Consider the following 14,705-nt stretch of genomic DNA (forward strand, 5'->3'; position numbering starts at 1 on the left):
ACTCGCAAGCGTGGGCGGATTTCAAGTCCTGGTTCTGAGCCATGTCGGCGATGCAGAACAGATGTCAGTTTCCACAGGGGTATTTTCAATGTCCATCAAGTTCGACAATTCCATTGATGTTGTTTCAGGGGCCATCGCGACGGTTGAAGCCCACACCGCGAAGTCCCGTTCCAGCCGCGCGCCAGACAAAACCAGTGCAGTCGCGGCGCAGCTGCTGGTACCACCACTGAAAGACTTCTTCCACCTCGAACCCGAGATCAGCCTGAGTGCGCCGCCGCTGGCCGGCAACGCGTTCACCGTCAGTGGCATCGCGTCGTGCGACCTGCTGAAGGACATCCCGAACGACGAAGACAACATCTTCGTTCGCCACGCCGACGAGACCATCACCAGCGTCCAGGTCACCATCGGGGCGGTGGGCACCTTCACCGCCACGCCCACCGGCCCCGGCAACACGCCGTGGACCAGCTGGATGCTGTCGGTCAGCGGCATCGCCGACGGATCGCAGCTGATCACCGCCGAGGTCTTCGCGAGCGACCCACCGACCGCCGGTGGCACGGCTACCGACACGGGAACCGTGGTCGTCGACAACACGCCGCCGAGCATCAGCATCAACCCACCGGCGGATGTGCTGGTGCCGGCGCCGCCGTTCATCGCCACCATCACCGGCACTGCGGCCGACAACGCCGCGGGGGTTGCGGCCGTCGAATGGCGCTACGCCGACGGCCCCTTCACCTCCGCGGCGGGTACCAACAACTGGACAGCGCAGGTGGCGCTGCAGCCGCGCGTCGGCGACCACACGGTGGTGGTGCGTGCCCGCGACAACCTCGGCAACCAGAGCCCCGAGCAAAGCGTGACGGTGAAGCTGGGCGACAACACCGAGCCCTCGGTCGGCATCGACGTGCCCTCCATCAATGCACCGGCCTTTCCGCTGGTCGACGGCTCGGTGACCATCGACGTGCGCGGCACCGCGTCGGACACGCAGACCGGCGTCGCGCTGGTCGAATGGGCGCTGGACAGCGAAGCGGCCTACACGCCGGCCATCCCGCGCGCCGAAGGTGACTGGTCGACCTGGAGCGCGCGCATCACGATCGGCGAAGCGGGCTCGCACACGATCTTCGTGCGTGCCACCGACAACGCCCCACTGGTGCCGAACCGGTTCGTCGTCAACCGCGCGGTGGTCGTGGCCGAGCCATTCGAGCCGGCTGACCCGTCAGCGGTCTTCAGCCCGGCGGCCTACCTGGACGACCTGCTCGACTTCACGACACACCGTGCCAAGACCTCGCACGACGGCGAGCCGGTCAGTCGCCAGCTGTTGGTCGACACCTACCTGCAGCCGTTTGCCGAGCTGGTGACCCAGGACAACCGTCCGGTCGCCAACCTGGCCGCCAGCCAGGTGCGCTTGTGTGTCGACGTGCTGCGCCGCTACATGGCCAAGCACGAGCGCGCGGTGCCTGGCGACGCAGAGGCCGCGTACCGGCAGGCCGCCTACGCCGCGCTGCTGGCGGGGCTGGGCACCTCGTACGAAGAGATCCGCCTGGCCCGCGTGGCCGACAGCGCATCACGCGAGGCGCTGGCCAGCCGCCTGGGGATCGGGCTGTCGCAGTTCCGCCCCGATCGGCTGGATCAATTGCTGCTGCAGCCGGCTGACGTGAGCGAGGCGGCGCTGAAAGCCTTGTTCGGCCTCGAAGAAACCACGCTCAAGCCGCTGAGCGACAGCCTGTTACCCGAAGCGCAGCTGCTGATCTGGCAGAAGGAGCACCTGCGAGCCCTGTGGCAGCAGCAAGACGACGCGGCGCAGTCGCCCTTCGGCACGCCGGTGCCGCTGATCGACCCCGACCTGCTGGTGGCGCAGGACCTGCGCACCGCCAGCCCAGGCAACGCCGCCTATGACCTGTGGTTGTCCCGGCAGGGTGACCTGGCCGCCTTCCTGGCGGCGCAGGATTCGGCGCGCCGCGCCCAGGCGACGCAGGAGGCCGGCTTCGACAAGATCGTCGGCGACACGCTGGGCCCGGTGGCCGACCTGCTGGCGCTCGATGAGACGCGTCGGCAGGGCGACGACATCGAGCCCGCCTTGCTGGCCAGGCGCCTGACGATGCCGGCCTTCGTGCACCTGATGCGGGTGCGTGAGCTGGCGGTTGCCGGCAGCGTGCTGGATGCCGAGTGGGACGACGTCTACGCCATCCTGACCCAGGTCAACAAGCTCGGGCGTTATGCCGCCTGGCGCGGCGAGGAGCAACTCAAGGGTCTGATCCTGGCCCCGGATCATTTCCGCCTGCTCGACGCCACCGAGGCACCGGCCACGGTGCTGCCGGCCTGGCGCGCGACGCTGCAAGCCCGCCAGGTCTGGCGTCGCACGCTGGACGCTCGCCTGCAGCAAGAGCAGACGCTGACGCAGGCGATGCAGTCGGTGGTGGGCAGTGCCGAAGAGGCCGCGCTGCCCTTGCTGCGCCAGGCCTGCATCGCGGCCATTGCTGCCGAGCGCGACCCGGTGCTGATCGCCGACCGGCTGACCCAGGAGCTGGGCATCGACTGCCGCGACGAAGGGCACCAGAAGACCACGCGTGCGTTGCAGGCGCTGGCCACCTTGCAAGAGGTGCTGCTGTCGCTGCGCACCGGGCGCCTGAAGACCGAGCCGCCGGTGCTGGGCACGGTCAACCCCGCGGCCGATTGGGAGCTGGCCTTCGACGAGCACAAGCCTTACCTCGAAGCCGACTTTGACGAAGAGTGGCTGTGGATGGGCGGCTATGCCACCTGGAATGCGGCGATGCGGGTCTTCGCCTACCCCGAGAGTTACCTGCTGCCGGAACTGCGCCCCGTCTCGTCCGCCGACACCAACCAGCGGCCGACCACCGCGCAGACCGATGCCTTCGGCGACTTCCTGACCGCCCTGCGCGACCAGCCGCGCCTGACACCTGTGCAGGCACGCAAGCTCGCCGAGGATTACCTGAAGCAGTTGGCGACCGAAGCCTTGTCGCCGCCGATGCCCGCGGTGTTGCACGGCGTGGCCATCACCGATCAACTGACCGATGCCGAGCTGGCGGCGCGGCGCAAGTTCGTTCGCGACGATGTCTTCATCGCCAACGGCTACACCGTGCTGTCCGAGGTGCCCAACTACCTGCAGGAGATCTTCTACTTCGTGCCGATGGCGCTGGCGCTGGCGTTGCAACAGTCAGGCCAGTACCTGGTGGCGTTGGACTGGATCGAGACGGTCTACACCGACCACTTCGCGGCCGGTGACCGCAAGATCTACCCGGGCCTGGTGCTGGAAGAGGGCATCCAGACGCACTACCAGCGCAACCCCGACAACTGGCTGCGCGTCGGGTTGAACCCGCACGAGATCGTCTCGGTGCGGGCCAGCGCCTACACCCGCTTCACGCTGATGAGCCTGGCGCGCTGCTACCTGGACTTTGCCGACGCCGAGTTCACCCGTGACGACGGCGAGGCCGTGGCCCGGGCCCGTGTGCTCTACAGCGCCGCGCTGGGGCTGCTCGCGCTGCCGGAGATGCAGGCGCCCGGCATCGGCGGCGATGCGTCGCCGTTCCCGCCGAACCCGGTGCCGCAGGCGCTGAAGATCCGCGCCGAGCTGAACCTGTTCAAGCTGCGCAGCGGCCGCAACATCGCCGGCATCCCGCGCCAGGCGCCGCCCATCGTCCAGCCGTCGCTGACGCTGGACCGCTTGCCGGTGGCCAGTGACCTGCAGCGCCGCTTCAAGCCCACGCCCTATCGCTACAACGTGCTGATCGAGCGGGCCAAGAACCTGGTCAGCATTGCGCAGCAGGTCGAACAGGCCTTCCTCGCCGCGCTCGAAAAGCGCGACGCCGAGACCTACAGCCTGCTCAAGGCCGGGCAGGACCTGCAACTGGCCAGCGCCGCGGTGGACCTGCACACGCTGCAGGTGCTGGAGGCCGAGCAGGGCGTGGGCGTCGTCGAGCGGCAGCAAGACCGCGCCGAGACGCTGCGCGACACCTACCAGGGCTGGATCTCTGCCGGCTTGAGCGGGTGGGAGCGCGGCGTCATCGACAGCCACCAGCTCGCCGGCAACGCCGCGATGATGCTGGCTGGTGCCGACGCTGCACTGACCGCGGCACAGGCATTTGCCAGCGCAGCCGGTGCCGGTGTGTCGGGCGCTGCGGCGGGGGCGGCGGCGGCGAAGGTGGCGTTCCTGGCGTTCGGTCGCTCGGAGCTGGTGACCCTGCATGCTGCTGCCGAAACGGCCGCGCAGGTGGATTCGGTTCGCGCCAGCTACGAGCGCCGCAACCAGGAATGGCAACTGCAGCGCCAGCTGGCCGACAACGACCTGGCCACCAGCCGGCAGCAGCTGGTGGTGGCGCAAACCCACGCCGGCGTGGCCCGCCAGGAGGCGTTCATCTCCACCACGCAGCGCGACCACGCCGAAGCGACCGTGCAGTTCCTGGCCCACAAGTTCACCAGCGCCGAGCTGTATGCGTGGATGAGCGGCGTTCTCGGTGGTGCCTACAACTACTTCCTGCAGCAGGCCACGGCGATGGCGCAGTTGGCGCAGTACCAACTGGGCTTCGAGCGGCAAGAGACGCCACCGGCGTTCATCAAGGCCGACTATTGGGAAGCCACCGACAACGCCGCACCCACCGGCGGTGGCCAAAGCGAGGCGACCGACCGGCGTGGCATGACCGGCTCGGTGCGTTTGCTGCAAGACATCACGCGGCTGGACCAGTTCGCGTTCGACTCGAACCGCCGCAAGCTGCAGCTGTCGGAGACCTTCTCGCTGGCCCAGCTGTTCCCGGCGGAGTTCCAGCGCTTCCGCGAAACCGGCAGCCTGCCGTTTGCCACGCCGATGGCCTTGTTCGACCGCGGTTTCCCGGGCCACTACCTGCGGCTGCTCTCGCGGGTCAGCTTGTCGATGATCGCGCTGGTACCACCGCGCCAGGGCGTGCGCGCGACGCTGATCGCCTCGGGCATCTCGCGGGTGGTCACCGGTGGCGATACGTTCCAGGCCGTCACCGTGCGGCGCGACCCGGAGTTGATCGCCTTCACCTCCACGAGCAACGCCACCGGCCTGCTCGAGCTGCAGCAAGACCCCGGCATGCTGCGCCCGTTCGAGAGCATGGGCGTGGACACGAACTGGGAGCTGCAGCTGCCGAAGGCCGCGAACGCGTTCGACTTCGGCTCGATATCGGACGTGTTGTTCACGGTGGAATACACCGCGCTGCAAGACTTCACCTACCGCCAGCAGGTGATCCAGCAGCTCGACGACAGCCTGAGCGCCGAGCGGGTCGTCAGCATCCGTGACCAGTACGCCGACCAGTGGTATGCGCTGCACAACCCCGAGCATGCGCTGGCGCCGATGACCATCACGTTCACGTTGGCCCAGCAGAGCTTCCCGCCGAACCTGCGCGACGTGCAGATCCAGCAGGTGCTGCTGGCGGTCGCGCGTGCCGACGGCAAGACCTTCGAAATCGGCAACACGCAGCTGATGCTGACGCCGCAGGGCGAAACCGCGGCCGTCGGCGGCACCGTGGGTGGGACGACCGACGGTCTCGTCAGCACCAGGCGTGGCAACGGCAGCGCGTGGATCCCGTTGATCGGCAAGTCACCTGCTGGCGACTGGACCTTGACACTGCCCAACACCGAGGAGATGCGCAACCGCTTCAAAAACGAAGAGATCGACGACCTGCTGCTGGTGGTGACCTACGAGGGCCGCACGCCGGCGTGGCCGATGTAGGCCGTGAGCGTGCGCGGACGCCTGCAGCCCGCTTCAAGCCCAGTCGATCTGGTCGAACAGGCGCTGTAGGCGCTGCGCCTTCTCCGGGTTCAGCTGGGTGGCCCAGGCAACGCGGCCACGCAGGTGGTCGCGCCAGTTCGGCAGGGCGTCGCGGTTCTGCGCGCGCGGGCCGTCGCGCACGCATTGGTGCAACACAGCCTTCAAGCGGTCGAAGTCTTCGCGGGGCAGGTTGGGGTGCTGGTTGACGACGATGCCGCAGACCGATTGGCGGATGCCGGTACCGACGCAACGCGACTTGCGCAGGTTGAGCGCGAAGCCTTCTTCGCCGGTGATGCGGGCGAGCCAGGCTTCGATGCGGGCGCGGGCCTCCCGCAGGTTCGCGCCGCCAGACAGCACGATGTCGTCGGCGTAGCGCGTGTAGCGTGCGCCCAGGGCGTGGGCCAGGCCGTCCAGCCGCAGGTCGAGCTTGAAGGCACAGAGGTTGGCGAGCGCGGCCGAGCTGGGCGCGCCTTGCGGCAGGTGCGGCTCGCGCAGGCGCTGCAGCTGCGGCCAGCTCAGGCTGCCTTGTTGGTGCAGGCGGCGCAGCACCGGCTCCGGCGTGGCAACGGTGCACAGTGCAGTGAGTTCACGTGCCACTTGTTCGGGGTAGCCGAGTGTCGTGAACAGGGCATGCACGCGTGATGCGCGCACCGAGCTGAAGAAGTCTTGCAGATCGAACTTCAGCACCACTGCTTGGCCTGCATGGGCTCGCGCGTGGTCGACCACGGAGCGTTCGCGCACGTAGCCGCAGGCGGCATCGTGCGGCGGGATGCGGTCGAGCAGATCGTCGAGCAGTCGGCGCTGCAACGTCATCAGGTAAGGTTCGGGCACCTCCAGCAGGCGCCAGCCACCGCTGCGCTTGGCCAGCAACTGGAAGCGGTAGTGCTGCTCGCCGAGCGGCGCCTTTCGCTGCCATGGCGCGCTGCGCGTCAAGCGCCACAGGCCACCGGCCGATTGACCCAACCATTGCGCCAGCGCCTGGCTGTGCGGCCAATCGGGCAGCTGGACCCAGTCCAGCCCCAACGGCGGCGCCTGCATGCGGTGCGGCCAGTGCAGCAGGTAGCGGCGCACGTAAGGCGTCGGGCGGGTGCGCCAAGCACCCTCGTAGCCTTCGTCGCGCTCGACCAGATCGGCGAGCGTGCGCGGCGTCAAGCGTCGCCACTGTTCGCCCGGCAGCCGAGCGCAGCGCTGCGCCAGCTTGTGGCACCACGGCGCGGTGCTGCCAAGGCAGGCTTCGATGCGGGCCACCAGGCCGTCTGCTTCTTGCGGGCCGCACAGCATCGTGCGGGCGATGGACAGTGCGGTGAGCCGGGTGTAAAGCGTCATGGTTGGCAAAGGTGCGGCACGCTGCCCAACCTGCAGGTGAAGCGCTATCTGTGGTGGCGGAATGCCACGTCGGGATGGCGCCACGAATGGGCCAAGCTAACCAACGACCGTGGGGGTACCCCACGGCACGACGCCGCACTTTCGATCGACGACGCAAAACGCTTGGGCAGCGGCCGCGCGCGGATTATCAACGCGGCCCGGCGGACTCTCACTTCACATTCGCTTCACCGGCCCCACATCGGCCTCACCCGTGTTGCCCACACTCCGAAGAACAGCTGCCGCAACGGCAGCACGTTCTGGAGGAAGCGATGAAAGTCACCTTGATCAACCCACCCCACACGGCCATCGGCAGCCGGATCCCGGACGACCATTTGCCGCCGCTGGGGCTGCTCAGCATCGGCGGTCCCTTGATCGATGCCGGATTCGCCGTCGACCTGGTCGATGCGGATCTGGAGGATCTGCCGATCCACCGCATCGTCGAGGAAGCGGCCCGCCGCCGGCCCGACGTGGTGATGCTCGGTCACTCCGGCTCCAGTTCCGCGCACACCACGGTGGTGGCCATCTGCGACGCCCTCAAGCAGCGGCTGCCTGGCGTCACCATCGTCTATGGCGGCGTGCATCCCACCTACCACTGGGACGAGATCCTCGCCGAGACCTCATCCATCGACATCATCGTGCGCGGCGAGGGCGAACAGACGGCCGTCGACCTGATGCGGGCGCTGCAGGCGAGCAGTGACCTGCGCTCGGTTCGCGGCATCGCCCTTCGCGATCCACAGGGCTCGGGCAAGGCCATTGAAACGCCCGCGGCGATCATGATCCGCAACCTCGACGACTACCGGGTCGGCTGGGAGCTCATCGACCATCAGCGTTACACCTACTGGGGCGGCAAACGCGCGGTTGTCGTGCAGTTCTCGCGCGGTTGCCCGTACCTGTGCAACTACTGCGGGCAACGCGGCTTCTGGACGCAGTGGCGCCATCGCGACCCAATCAAGCTCGCCCGCGAGATCGCCCGGCTGTACCGCGAGCACGGCGTCGAACTGATCAACTTCGCCGACGAGCTGCCCACCGGTTCGCGCAAGATGTGGCGCGCGTTTCTCGAAGCCCTGATCGCCGAGAACGTGCCGGTGCTGCTAGTCGGGTCGACCCGTGCGGGCGATATCGTGCGCGATGCGGACATCCTCCATCTGTACCGGCAGGCCGGCGTCATACGCTTTCTGTTGGGCATCGAGGCCTACAGCGAAAGCACGCTCGCGCAGATCCGCAAGGGCGCCAGCACCAGCGAAGACGCGCAGGCCATTCAACTGATGCGCCAGCACGGCATCCTCTCGATGGCGACCTATGTCGTGGGTTTCGAGGAAGAGCGCGACGTGGACCTCTGGCGCTCATTGCGCCACCTGTTGCGCTACGACCCCGACCAGATCCAGTTGCTGTACGTGACGCCGCACCGCTGGACGCCGTTCTACAAGACCGCCGAGCACCGGCAGGTCATCCAGGTCGACACCCGCCGCTGGGATTACAAGCACCAGGTGCTGGCGACGCGCCACATGCCGCCGTGGCGCCTGTTCCTGTGGTTCAAGTCCATCGAACTCATCCTGCAACTGCGCCCGAAGGCGCTGGCCCGCCTCTTGTTCCATCGCGATCCGGTCCAGCGCCAGTCGATGCGGTGGTACTCCGAGATGGGCCGCCGGGTCTGGTTGCATGAGGTGTTCGAGTTCTTCTTCGCCAGCCCGCGGGTGCGAAACGGACCGGCCCTGAAGACGTTCCTGGGGCCGACGTTGGAGACGCGCGAGTACGCCCTCGAAAAGACGACCCCGGCTCGGCGGACCGTTCCCTTGATACCTTCTCGAGTCGAGTAACCGTGGCTGCCCAAACGGTTGCGCACGCACTGCCTCACGTCGCCTGCTCGTGTCCGGCCTCACTCGACGCAAGCCGGGGCGCTGGTGCGCGCACCAACCAGACGCTCGCCAGCGCGCAGGCCGCCAGCGTCCACACAATCACCGCGCCCGAAGGCAGATCGAACAGTGCCGACAGAGCCAGCCCCAGCGCATAACCGATCGCACCGATCACGTAGCCCACGACGAGCCGGCTGCGGCCGCGCAAGGTGCGCGTGGCCAGCGCCGGGATGATCAGGCTCGAGAACACCAGGTACACGCCGACCAGTTGCACCGAGGCGGTGACCGCGATCGCGAACGCGCCGTAGAAGCCGAAGCGCCCGAGCCGCCGCACCCAGCCCAACCACATCGCCGCGCACAGCAGCGCAGACACGGCAGCCAGCCACACCAGTTGCGATGGGTTGACCCACAGGATCTGGCCGACCAGCAGGTCTTTCAGGTGCTCGCCGCCGTGCGGGTTGCCAGCCAGCAGCAAGATGCCGGCGCAGGCCGCGAGGATGAACAAGACGCCGATCAGGGCCTCTTGTTGTTGCGGAGCGCGCCGTTCTGTCCATGTCAACAGCAGGGCACCGAGCAGCGCGGCGCACACGGCAGCCACTTGCACGGCCATGCCACCGTCGGGCAAGCCCAGCGTATCGGCGGCGATCACGCCCAGCCCGGCGATCTGCGCGATTGCCAGGTCGATGAAGACGATGCCACGGTCCAGCACTTGCGTGCCCAGCGGCACGTGGGTCAGCAGCACCAGCAGGCCGGCGATCAGGCCGGGGCCGAGGATGGTCCAGTCCAGCGCGCTCCAGTTCATTTTTGGCTCCCGGCGGCCAAGAGCCGCGCCACGGTGTCGTCGAACAGGCCGAACAAGTCCTTCGCACCATCGGTGCCACCGACGGTGAAGGGCAGCGTGACGGCGGCGATGCCGGCGTTCTTGTTCAACCATTCCGAGGGCTTGCCGTCCTGGTAGGCCGCACGCACCACCATGCGGGCCGGYGTGGCCTTCAGCGTGGTGAGCACCGACTGCAGATGCGCCGCGCTGGGCTCGACACCGGGCTTGGGTTCGAGCACCGCCACCTCTTTCAGGCCGAGCCAGTCGTAGAGGTAGACGAAGGCCTTGTGCTGGGACACGACCGGCGCGCCTTTGAGCGGTGYGGCCTGTGTAGTCCAACGGGTCATCGCCTGCTGCCAGCGTTGCGTGAAATCGGCCTGGCGCTTGGCGTAGTCGGCCGCATGGGCGGCGTCCACCTGCTGCAGCCGCGCACTAAGCGCGGCGGCGACCAGCGCGATGTTGCGCGGGTCGGTCTGGATGTGCGGGTTGCCAGCCGCGTGCACGTCGCCCTGCGAGCGATCGACCTGCGATGGCATTTCGAGCTTGCGCACGTGGTCAGCAGCTGCGAAGTTGCCCGGCTGGCCGGCCTGCACCTTCGCATTGCCCGACTGCTGCAGCAAGATCGGCAGCCAGCCGATCTCGAGTTCAGCGCCGGTGCAGACCACCAAGTCGGCGTTGCGCGCGCGTGCGATCAGGCTGGGCTTGGCCTGGATCTGGTGCGGGTCTTGCAGCGCGGTGGTGGCCACCGACACGTCGACCAGGTCGCCGCCCAGCTCTTGCGCCAGCGCTCCCCATTCGGGTTCGCAGGCGAACACGCGCAGCGCGGCCTGGGCCGGCAGCGCCGACAGCAGGGCCAGGGCCGCGGCCAGCAGGCCGGGCAGGGTGATGCGTTTCATCATCATCATCGGTACTCCAAGGTCAGCGGTTAGAAACCGTGGGCGCCGTGCGCGCCGAGGCTCATCTGGTATTGCAGGAAGATCTGGTTGTCGGTCACGCCGTTGCGTGAACGGTCCTGTCCGAACTGCAGGCGGAAACGCGAGAACTCGCTCGGGCTGAAGTCCAGCATCAGCGTGTTCTTGCGCGGTTGGTAGTCGCCCGTTGCCAGGGCGACGGCGTTGGGGCCGTAGTCCGGCGAGCCTGCGTCCAGTTGCTCGGTGCGCAGCCCAACCCGCCAACGCGGCATGAACTGGTAGATGCCCTGCAGGTACCAGCCTGACTGCGTCGCGTGGTAGGCGCCGGCGCTGTTGGCGCCGTCCAGGTCGTATGTCAACGTGCCGCTGCGCGTGCTGCGCAGGTACTCGCCCTGCAGCTTGAAATTCGTGCGCGTGGCGTTGCCGTTGGGCGCCCATTTCCACACCGCATCGGCCACCCAGACGCGGGTGTTGCCGCTGAAGGCGTTGGTCACCGCGGTGCCGCTGGCGTCAATGGCCGCCAGCTCCTGGTCGGCCGCCTTGGTCTTCAGCACCGACAAGCCGGCGCGCCAGCTGTGGCTGTCGCCCAGGTCGCCGCCGGTGTGCGCCGCCAAGGCCCACATGCCGGCGCCGTTGCCCTCGTTGCCGCCACCAGGGAAGCTGCGGCCACGGCCGATTTCGGCGGCCAGCTCGATGTACTGGTCGGTCGGTGCCAGCCAGCTCAGGCGCAGGCCATCGTCGCCGTGCTGCGTGCCCAGCAGTGCCTGGTAGGCCAGCGGGTTGTCGACGAAGTCCCAGGTGTGGGCGTGCTGCGAGTTCAGGTAGCCGATGGCCGAGAAGAAGCGGCCGCCCCGCAGCGTGAAGCCGTAGTCCAGCGCCGTGGTTTCGATGAAGGCCTCTTCGACCTCCACGCCATCGTCCGGCGCCAGCGCGAGATTGACCGAGCCGCGCAGCCACGGGTCGATGCTGGCGGACAGGCCCAGCTCGGTCTCGCCCAGCCCGAAGCCGCGTTCGCCCGGGCCGAGTTCGGCATCGGTGGGCAGCTGGAAGCCGGTGATGGCGTAGTTCGCCGGGTCTTTCGACAAGCGCGCGAACTGGCCGGACAGGATCAGCGAGATGGCCGGGTTGAAGGCGTTGGCGCCGCTGCCGCCGGCACTGGCCGCAGGGGCGGTCGGCGGCGAAGGCGGGGCCGACACCGCGGCGACGGCAGGCGGAGGTGGTACAGCCGCAGCCGCTTCGGCGGCCTTCAGGCGCTCCTCAAGCGCCTGCAATCTCGCCTCGTAGGCGGTGCGCATCGCGTCGATCTCTTGGCGGATCGCCTTGATGTCGGCGGGTGGAGGGGTGTCAGGCGAGGGGGCCGCGGCGGCAATGGGCGCGACAAAGGCAAGCGCAAGGCTCGCAGGGCACAGCAAATGCATGTGAGTTCATTCCAGGCGAAAGCGTTTGATGGCGCCGGAAGGCCCCCTCGCAGGCGAGCAGGGCACATCCGACGCGACAGGCAACGATCAGCAGGGAATGACGGGCGGGGCGCGGCTTTGGTAGGCCGGCCAATCGGTGGCGTGGTGAACGCCTTGAACAGCGGCCTGAGGCGCCGCATGGCTGCTTGTCAGCAGCAGCAGGCCAGGCGGCTTGCTGGGCAACGCGCCACTACTGACAACGGCGGCGCTGAGACACAGCGCGCAACTCGAAGCGTGCAGCGCCTTGCTGTCGCTGTCGGTTTCGCCGCCGGTGGCAGACGCAGCCGCATGCGACAGCGCATGCCAGTTCGCCGCCGCCTGCGCCAGCGGCAACAGCATGGCGAGCCACAGCAGCCACACAAGGTGGCGGCGTGAGGCAGGGGCGTGGCGGTTGGCTCGCATGGCGAAGACCGTAATCTTAGTCGGCTTGCGTCACAGTCGCGCGGGGCGGTTTGTCAAGGAATGTCTTGCTGAACGAAGTTGAAGTTGCCCCAGACATCGCGAAAAACGACGCAGCAACGTCATCGCGGCCGCGGGATGGCCCGCCAGCACGACGACAATAGTTAAGTTCGTCGCTCAGCAAGCCAAGCCTTGTGCCTGGTCTGCTGAGAAGCGGACATGCAAGTTAATCCTTGATGGCAGGCGATAGGACTCGAAAACTGTCAACCAAGTTAAGGAGTTCTTGTGAAGAAAATCGTTTCGCTGTTTCAGCGCAACTATGAAGGCAATCGGAAGGTACGCGACGAGGTCAGCCCAGGCGCCGAGTGGGTTGTCCAAGGTGAGGGCAGGGCCACTCGCAAGTGGGACGGCGTGGCCGTTCTGGTTCAAGGTGGTGCCGTGTTCAAGCGGTACGACGCCAAGACCGGTCGTACGCCACCGGCGGGGTTCATTCCGGCTCAACCGGATCCGGATCCCGTCAGTGGTCACTGGCCGGGCTGGGTGGCCACCGACGGTCCGGACTCGCGGTACATCCGTGAGGCCATCCAGAAGGCGGCCTCCGAGTATCCGCAAGGCATCCCGGACGGCACGTACGAGGTCTGTGGGCCCAAGATCGGCACCCGTCATGGTGCCAATCCGGAGAAGCTCGACGAGCACATCCTGGTCCCTCACGGCAAGGACGTGCTCATGGACTGCCCTCGCAGCTTCGCCGGCTTGATGGAGTACCTTAGGGACATGTCCATCGAAGGCATCGTGTGGCACCACTCGGACGGCCGCATGGTGAAGATCAAGCGAGCGGACTTCCCTTACTGATCGTGCAGTGCGAGGGAGAGGAGCAATCCTCTCCCTACTTTTTGCTGCCGCAGCGTCGAGGTCGTGAACCATCCCGAACACACCAGGATTCTGATATGCGATTCATGGCCATCTGTGCCCTTGTTGCCGCCTGCAGCCTCGCCAATGCGGTGGAACTTCAGGCGGGTCAAGTCTGGGCGTACAAGACTCGCCCTGGTGAGCCCGGCTCGAAGCTGACGGTGCTGAAGGTGGAGAAGTACGACGACCTCGGTCGAGTCGTACACATACGAGTGGACGGCATCCAGATGAGGAATCCAGCCAAGGGCAATGTCATCAGCGACGTTCCACATATGCCGTTCAAGGACGCCGCCGTTCAATCCAGCATCACCAAGTTGCTTTCGCAGTCCACTTCTATTCCAGAGTTTCAGGAGGGCTACGACACCTGGAAGAAGGCTTACCTTACTGGTCAGGCTGGCGCATTCGACACGTCAGTGAGCGCCACACTTGACGCCATGCTCGGTGCCAAGTGGGAGGTGAAAAAGTGAGTCGGAAGCCTGACCCCTCCGTTGAGATAACGGCGTCCTCGCCGATGTGACACCTACATTGAACGTTAGACTCTCCGCATGTCTCGTATCACCTTCTTTGGGAACCCTTGGCCAGAAGGGCATCGAATTCAAGAGTTCGAATGGCTCTCGAGCGAGAGAGTCGGTCAAATTTGGTTTGATCTGCACCTCAAGACGGAGGGCTATGACGCTGAGCGCGAGATCGTCGGCAACGAGGAAGCCGGGTACGCGTCAGATTGGGAGGCTCCAGCCGTTTGGACCAACTTTCACGCGTGCACGTTGTCCTCAAACTACTGGCACGATGGTGGCTTTGCCGTAGGCGGTATTGGCAAGGTCTCGTTGGAGTCTCTGGACGGCATGGAAGTGTCGGTAGACAGTCCGCCTCCAGAAGACGTTGAAGACAACGCTTTTCACGTCTACTTGCTTGGACACGACGCAGCGGCGCAGCATCGAATCAAGTTCTCACGTATTCCGGGCACCGACCGCTTCAACATCCACTGGGTAGGCAAGCTCGCACTGGCTTATGTTGGTGATTGCGAGTATCGGTACGAATTCGAAGCCAACATCTTTGATGTCCAGGCACCCAATCTGCCCGGGGCCTAGCAGGAGCTCTCAATGAATCACGTCTCGCGGCTGCTGCCCTCTCGAATGGGCACCCTGGCCTTGGCACTCGCTCCCGCCGTGTGGGCCTTCAGCGCCAGCGCGGCGCCCATTTCGGCCACCTTCGCCCCCACCTCGGCCGACCTGCCCAACCCGGACCGTGGCT

The 14,705-nt window shown here is 66.7% G+C and carries 10 protein-coding genes; 5 read left to right on the forward strand and 5 right to left on the reverse strand.

Translation table 11 applies throughout. The features are described 5' to 3' along the window. Positions 1–88: 88 nt before the first annotated feature. The gene (locus tag AC1DYI_RS13170) at positions 89–5,701 is read left to right on the forward strand and encodes a Tc toxin subunit A-related protein (protein ID WP_477204569.1); all 5,613 of its coding nucleotides are present in this window, start codon (positions 89–91) and stop codon (positions 5,699–5,701) included. A gap of 33 nt (positions 5,702–5,734) precedes the next feature. On the opposite strand, the gene AC1DYI_RS13175 is transcribed toward AC1DYI_RS13170, so the two are convergent. Beyond that, the gene (locus AC1DYI_RS13175; RefSeq protein ID WP_477204570.1) at positions 5,735–7,066 is read right to left on the reverse strand and encodes a reverse transcriptase family protein; all 1,332 of its coding nucleotides are present in this window, start codon (positions 7,064–7,066) and stop codon (positions 5,735–5,737) included. 308 nt (positions 7,067–7,374) lie between these two features. On the opposite strand from AC1DYI_RS13175, the gene bchE reads away from it, so the two are divergent. Continuing rightward, positions 7,375–8,922 (forward strand): magnesium-protoporphyrin IX monomethyl ester anaerobic oxidative cyclase, encoded by a 1,548-nt coding sequence (bchE, locus tag AC1DYI_RS13180; RefSeq protein WP_477204578.1) that lies wholly within the window; start codon positions 7,375–7,377, stop codon positions 8,920–8,922. A 34-nt stretch (positions 8,923–8,956) separates the two neighbouring features. Here bchE and AC1DYI_RS13185 read toward each other — a convergent pair whose 3' ends face one another. The 4 genes from AC1DYI_RS13185 to AC1DYI_RS13200 all read right to left on the reverse strand — a co-directional run bounded on the left by AC1DYI_RS13185 (position 8,957) and on the right by AC1DYI_RS13200 (position 12,548). After that, a complete protein-coding gene (locus AC1DYI_RS13185) occupies positions 8,957–9,760 on the reverse strand; it encodes a metal ABC transporter permease (RefSeq protein ID WP_477204571.1) in 804 nt (267 codons plus the stop codon). Then, positions 9,757–10,683, reverse strand: coding sequence for a metal ABC transporter substrate-binding protein (locus AC1DYI_RS13190; RefSeq protein WP_477204572.1), 927 nt, complete (start codon positions 10,681–10,683; stop codon positions 9,757–9,759). Before AC1DYI_RS13190 ends, AC1DYI_RS13185 begins: the two co-directional genes overlap by 4 nt. A gap of 20 nt (positions 10,684–10,703) precedes the next feature. Then, on the reverse strand, positions 10,704–12,107 hold the full coding sequence (locus AC1DYI_RS13195) for a hypothetical protein (protein WP_477204573.1): 1,404 nt from the start codon (positions 12,105–12,107) through the stop codon (positions 10,704–10,706). An 87-nt stretch (positions 12,108–12,194) separates the two neighbouring features. After that, the gene (locus AC1DYI_RS13200) at positions 12,195–12,548 is read right to left on the reverse strand and encodes a hypothetical protein (RefSeq protein ID WP_477204574.1); all 354 of its coding nucleotides are present in this window, start codon (positions 12,546–12,548) and stop codon (positions 12,195–12,197) included. Between the two features lie 282 nt (positions 12,549–12,830). On the opposite strand from AC1DYI_RS13200, the gene AC1DYI_RS13205 reads away from it, so the two are divergent. The 3 genes from AC1DYI_RS13205 (at position 12,831) to AC1DYI_RS13215 (ending at position 14,542) form a co-directional block, all read left to right on the forward strand. Next, on the forward strand, positions 12,831–13,397 hold the full coding sequence (locus tag AC1DYI_RS13205; RefSeq protein WP_477204575.1) for an RNA ligase 1 family protein: 567 nt from the start codon (positions 12,831–12,833) through the stop codon (positions 13,395–13,397). A 95-nt stretch (positions 13,398–13,492) separates the two neighbouring features. Further along, positions 13,493–13,921, forward strand: coding sequence for a hypothetical protein (locus tag AC1DYI_RS13210; protein ID WP_477204576.1), 429 nt, complete (start codon positions 13,493–13,495; stop codon positions 13,919–13,921). Between the two features lie 78 nt (positions 13,922–13,999). Next, positions 14,000–14,542 (forward strand): hypothetical protein, encoded by a 543-nt coding sequence (locus tag AC1DYI_RS13215; protein WP_477204577.1) that lies wholly within the window; start codon positions 14,000–14,002, stop codon positions 14,540–14,542. Positions 14,543–14,705: the final 163 nt, after the last annotated feature.

The sequence above is a fragment of the Ideonella sp. P3_A4 genome (genome assembly GCF_056403075.1).